The sequence below is a fragment of the Homoserinimonas sp. genome (assembly GCF_056262345.1).
Genome location: NZ_JBACFR010000080.1, coordinates 1 through 3,520 on the forward strand (window position 1 = coordinate 1; position 3,520 = coordinate 3,520).

The window sequence follows — 3,520 nt, forward strand, 5'->3', positions numbered from 1 at the left end:
GCGGAGATGGAGAACGACCTCGACCGCATCGCCGGCGGCGAAGCCAACCGGGTCGACTGGCTCAAGGGCTTCTACTTTGGCAACGACGACCACCGTGGCCTGCGCACCGTTGTCGACAACCTCGGCGAGATCGACGCACGCGAGATCAACTCGATCGCGATCACCGACGACATCACCCTGCGCATCGGCAAGTACGGCCCCTACCTCGAGGTTCCGGGAGACGACCCGGAGACCCCCCGCCGGGTCAACCTGCCCCAGGATCTCGCGCCTGACGAGCTCACCCCCGCTAAGGCGAAGGAGCTCATCGACGCCCCTGTTGCGGTAGACCGCGTCGTCGGCATCAACCCCGAGAACGGCAAGAGCATCCTGGCCAAGGATGGCCGCTTCGGCCCGTATGTCACCGAGGTCGACCCCGAGCCAGAAGAGGAGATCGTCGCCGATCCCGCGACGGGCGAGGTTGCGGATGCCGCGGCGAAGCCTGCCAAGAAGCCGGCGAAGAAGGCTGCCGCGCCCAAGCCGCGCACAGCATCCCTCTTCAAGTCGATGGACCTGGCCACGATCGACCTGGAGACCGCGCTCGCACTGCTCGACCTGCCGCGCGTTGTTGGCGTCGACCCCGAGTCTGGCGAGGAGATCACAGCTCAGAACGGTCGTTACGGCCCCTACCTGAAGAAGGGTGCCGACACCCGCACTCTGCCGACCGAAGACCAGATCTTCGAGATCGATTTGCCCGGAGCCCTCGAGCTGTATTCGCAGCCCAAGTACGGTGCCCGCAAGGCATCGAGTGCGCTCAAGGAGTTTGATGCTGACCCCGAGAGCGGCAAGCCGATCAAGATCAAGGACGGCCGCTTCGGCGCGTATGTGACCGATGGCGTGACAAACGCCACGATTCCGCGCGGCGAGACCGTCGAAGAGGTCGACTTTGAGCGGGCCGTTCAGCTGCTGGCCGACAAGCGGGCCAAGGGACCGGCCAAGAAGCCTGCCGCCAAGAAGGCCGCAACCAAGAAGCCTGCCGCCAAAAAGACGGCCGCGAAGAAGCCCGCTGCTAAGAAGCCCGCTGCTAAGAAGCCTGCCACCAAGAAGGCCGCAGCCAGCGGCGCGACCACGACGGTGAAGAAGGCAGCAACGCGCAAGGCCGCGCCGAAGACGGGGCTCCCGAGCGCGTCAGCGGAGGCGTCGGACGCGTCGTGAGCGGGCTTTTCATAACCTTTGAGGGCGGCGACGGCACGGGCAAAACAACCCAGGCCGAGCTGCTGTCGGCGTGGCTAGAGGAGCAGGGGCGCACGGTTGTGCGCTCCCGAGAGCCGGGCGGCACGGAGCTCGGACTTGAGCTTCGTGAGATCGTGCTGCACAGCAGGGGCCACATCGCCCCGCGCGCCGAGGCGCTCATTTATGCGGCGGATCGTGCGCACAACATCGCCACCAAGGTCCGCCCTGCGGTGGAGCGCGGCGACATCGTCATTCAGGACCGCTACATCGATAGCTCGGTTGCCTACCAGGGCGCCGGTCGGGTGCTCGACGGCGACGAGGTGCGGGATATCTCGCTGTGGGCCACGGAAGGGTTTCAGCCGAACCTGACCATCCTCCTCGACCTCGACGAGGCAGCGGGGCGGGCCCGTCTTGATGCTTCCCGCACACGATTCGATCGGCTCGAGGCAGAGAAGGCGGAGTTTCATACGCGCGTTCGTGGCTCCTACCTGGCGTTGGCGGCGGCCGAACCCGAGCGCTTTCTCCTGGTAGATGCCGCACTGCCGGTCGACGATATTGCCGCGAGCATCCGCGAGAGGGTCGGCGCGCTGCTCTCCTAGGCTGCCCGCAGTTCCGGTCGAGCCAGGCCAGGCCAGCCCGGCCGAGCCAGCCCGCTCATCCCGGCCCGCTCATCCCAGCCCGCTCATCCCAGCCCCAGGCACCTCAGGGGCAACTCGTCGGTGGCGACCCCTAGGCTTGAGCCCGTGAGTGTATGGGACGACCTGACGGGCCAATCGGAGGCCATTGCGGTGTTCCGCGCCGCCGCCGATTCGGCGATAAGGGCATCGGGCGGCGACGCGAGCGACAACTCGATGACCCACTCGTGGCTCATCACCGGGCCGCCCGGCAGCGGCCGATCCAACCTCGCTTTTGCGTTCGCGACGGCGCTTCTCAGCTCGTCTCCCGATGGCGACGAGACCACGCGTCGCCAGGTAGAAGCCCGCACTCATCCCGACCTGGCCGTGCTCACGACCGAGCGGGTGATCATCACGATCGACGAGGTCCGCACCCTTCTCGCCAGTTCGCAGTTCTCGCCCTCGGTTTCGCGCTTTCGCGTCATGGTCATCGAAGATGCCGACCGCATGACGGAGCGCACCTCCAACCTTTTGCTCAAGGCTCTCGAAGAACCGCCGCCCCGCACGGTGTGGATTCTGTGCGCTCCGAGTGAGGCAGACCTCATCCCCACCATCCGATCGCGCGTGCGATCGGTGCGCCTGCGGGTGCCCTCTGTTCAGGATGTCGCGAGGCTCATCGAGCAACGAGACAGGGTTTCTCCCGAGCTGGCGTTGCAGGCCGCGCAAGAATCGCAGAGCCATATCGGCATGGCGCACAGGCTCGCCACCAACGACGACGCGCGACGCCGACGCGAGCTGACGCTGCGCACTGTGCTCGGCATCCGCTCGGTCGGTCAGTCGGTGCTTTCGGCGGCGACCCTCTTGGAGGTTGCGGGGGAGGATGCCAAGGCAATCACCGAGGAGAAGGATTCTGAGGAGCGTGCGAGCGCGCTGCGGTCCCTGGGCATCGAACCGGGAGGCACGATTCCGCCGGCCCTGCGGTCGCAGCTCAAGACGCTTGAAGAGGATCAGAAGCGCCGGGCAACCCGCAGCCTTCGCGATGGCATCGACCGCATCATGGTCGACCTCCAGTCGCTGTATCGGGACATCCTGTTGGCTCAGCTGGGGGCGCAGATCGACCCCGTTAACGTCAGCGTTCTTAGCGAGGTGAAGGCCGCCGCCGTGACATCGCGCCCTGAGCAGACCCTCGCCGTGCTCGACGCAATCGCCACGGCACGCCGCCGCATCGAAGGCAATGTGGCTCCGGCTCTCGCACTCGAGGCCATGCTGGTGGCCGTGACCCGAAAGGACTCAGTGTGAGTCGTCTTCGCCGCTCGGCGGTCGCCCTCGTTGCGATCATCCCCCTCCTGCTCTCCGGCTGCTTTCTCATGGGAGGAGAGACGCGCACCACGTCGACGCCGACGGGAGAAAAGGTCGACGGCGATCTTCAGCCGTTCTACGACCAGGTGTTGGAGTGGGAGTCATGCGGCGACGACTTTCAGTGCGCCACAGCCACGGCCCCGCTCGACTGGGACGACCCGGAGCGCGAATCGATAGAGCTCGCGCTCATCCGCCTCACGACGAGCGGCACCCCCATGGGTTCTCTGCTCGTGAACCCGGGCGGCCCCGGTGGCTCTGGCGTTGACTTCGTGCGGGAGAGCTGGGACTACGCCACGACTGATCAGCTGCGCGATAACTACGACCTGGTGGGCTTCGAC

Annotated in this window: 3 protein-coding genes and 1 pseudogene; all 4 read left to right on the forward strand. The window is 66.3% G+C overall.

Annotated features, from left to right (window positions below; translation table 11 throughout):
- Positions 1–1,191: topoisomerase C-terminal repeat-containing protein (locus AC062T_RS04015; RefSeq protein WP_476027623.1), on the forward strand; the 1,191-nt coding region annotated here is incomplete at its 5' end.
- Entirely contained in the window at positions 1,188–1,808 is a 621-nt protein-coding gene (gene tmk / locus AC062T_RS04020; RefSeq protein WP_476027625.1) for a dTMP kinase, read from the forward strand. The genes AC062T_RS04015 and tmk, both read left to right, overlap by 4 nt.
- 144 nt (positions 1,809–1,952) lie before the next feature.
- Complete coding sequence (locus AC062T_RS04025) at positions 1,953–3,122, forward strand: DNA polymerase III subunit delta' (RefSeq protein ID WP_476027627.1); 1,170 nt, start codon at positions 1,953–1,955, stop codon at positions 3,120–3,122.
- Positions 3,119–3,520: pseudogene (locus AC062T_RS04030) on the forward strand (alpha/beta hydrolase); the annotation flags it as partial. The gene AC062T_RS04025 and the pseudogene AC062T_RS04030, both read left to right, overlap by 4 nt.